The organism is Chitinophaga sp. (assembly GCF_035564935.1).
Classification (GTDB): domain Bacteria; phylum Bacteroidota; class Bacteroidia; order Chitinophagales; family Chitinophagaceae; genus Chitinophaga.
The window spans coordinates 1-1,954 of the sequence record NZ_DATMTE010000315.1; the positions used below are offsets into that span (position 1 = coordinate 1).

General features: G+C 42.0%; 2 protein-coding genes. Both read right to left on the reverse strand.

Annotated elements, in window-relative coordinates; genetic code table 11:
* Nucleotides 1-99: 99 nt before the first annotated feature.
* Nucleotides 100-468: a hypothetical protein gene (locus VN105_RS08415; RefSeq protein ID WP_325639804.1), complete on the reverse strand. Its 369-nt coding sequence runs from the start codon at nt 466-468 to the stop codon at nt 100-102.
* A gap of 141 nt (nt 469-609) precedes the next feature.
* The coding region (locus VN105_RS08420; RefSeq protein WP_325639806.1) for a hypothetical protein at nt 610-1,954 on the reverse strand (1,345 nt) is incomplete at its 5' end.

Below are 1,954 nucleotides of genomic sequence, written 5' to 3' on the forward strand. Positions count from 1 at the left end.
GAAGATCAGTAAGTGTTGCTTCATTATATATTATTGAGTCCGGGAAATACGGGTAAATCTGCCACCCGTAGCGGGTGGCAGAAGTTCAAATGAAAGTGATCAGGGTACTATTGCAGGTGGAATATTTGTTACATCGTGGTAATCATTATGCGGGGTGAAAGGGTTATACTCTGCTCCGCACTGGTTGCCCGAGTTATTAGGATAAAATACATAATAGCCGGTGTCGTAACCATACCAATGTTCAACCACATGGTAATAATCATCATTTACCCAAACCCAGGTGCCTGTTCTGAAGGTCCTGTCGCCGGTAGATCCACAATACCTGTTACCATTACCGGAGTCAATCCATGCTGCAGATGCTTTGTTGGAAGAATTGGTAATATCAAAGCTGATAAGTGCATATTGAAGGTTGCAAACTAATATGATTACAACGGCAATACCGCCTGCGATTTTAAGTATTCTTTTCATGGTTATAATTTTAAATTGAAATATGGTTTGATGAACGCTTGCTGTTTTGTGTATTAAGTATAGACAGACCCCCCGGGGGTCACCAATGCTGTAACAGAAATAGTTCCACTGTTATGTTAGGGCGGTGATGGATAAATGATATCATTGGTGTGGATTATTTGAAGGAACAGGTTCTTTTTCCAGCAGATCTTTCAGTTCCTTTTTCAGGGAATCGCTGTTATGCCAAACCTTACTCCGCTGATGTGCATATATTCCAATAGAAAGACAATAAAGAAAGGCAATGGACAGTACCAGCCGTGTATGCTTTGCCTGGTTCAATGCTTTGTCCATGAAGAATGCCACCAGGAAAAATATGCCCACAGACGCCATATAGGCATACCTGTCCGCAATCATGGAAAACCTGGACATAGGAATGATATGGAGCACCATGCCAATGTGGACCAGGAAAAATGCCATACCAAAAAAGACCCATTTCTTTTTCCAGAAATCCCGGAATGAAAACAACAGGATCAGCAATAACAGGGGATATATCCAGAACCTTTTGGGCACTTCTTCCCCGATTGCATTGGGAAAAACATACAGGTAGCTTAGTTTAACGGGGATCAGGCATTTTACCAGGTATTCCGTAGTACAATAGCTCGCAAAAATAACGTTCTGGTAAAACGGATAATGGCGCGCACCGGAAAGCAACCCGGCCTGATCTGCATTTTGTGAAAGTAAAGTGATATAACCCATCACAAGTGCGAGAATAAACAGTGGCACTTTCTCTATCCATACCCGTTTGTTCTTCCAGTTCCTGTTTACGGCATAATCAACCACTAACAGGCATACGGGAAACGTTACTGCCTGTTCTTTTCCTCCAAAGGAGAAAACGAAAAAAAGTACGGTGAGGAAATAGTAAATTATTTTATTTGATGATAAATATTTGAGATAAAAATGAAGACCGATCAGGTAGAAGAAGCTATAGAGGAGGATCTTGGAAGCCGATATCCATGCCACTGATTCCACCAACAGTGGATGAAGGGACATAATCGCTGCTGTGAAAAATGAAATTCTTGCGATGGAAACGGGCTTGAAGCTACCTGACCGCAACAGCATACGCCGGATGAAGAAGTAAACCAGCAGCACATTACACAGGTGCAGCGTCACACTCACCAGGTGAAACCAAAATGGATGATAACCAAAAGCGGAATACACTATTGTATATAACAACTGGTTAAGAGGAGCGTATTGCCCCCTGTAGAATTGGGTCAGGATAGCCCATAAATTTTGTACGTTCAATCCATTTTCTGTATACGGGTTTATTACCACCCACTGATCATCCCAATGAGTTTGGAACTGATGGGAAAATACCGGGAAATGAACTATTAGCGTTAAGCACACTAATGCGGCCACAGAAAATATTACACTGTTAACAACAATGCTTTCTTTTAGCCGCGGGAATACACGTTGCGTGGAAACAGCAGGATAATACTTGGGTATCATG

Bases quoted from the DNA above. Each gene is read 5' to 3' on its own strand.
- VN105_RS08415 (WP_325639804.1), bottom strand. From the start codon at position 468: ATGAAAAGAATACTTAAAATCGCAGGCGGTATTGCCGTTGTAATCATA.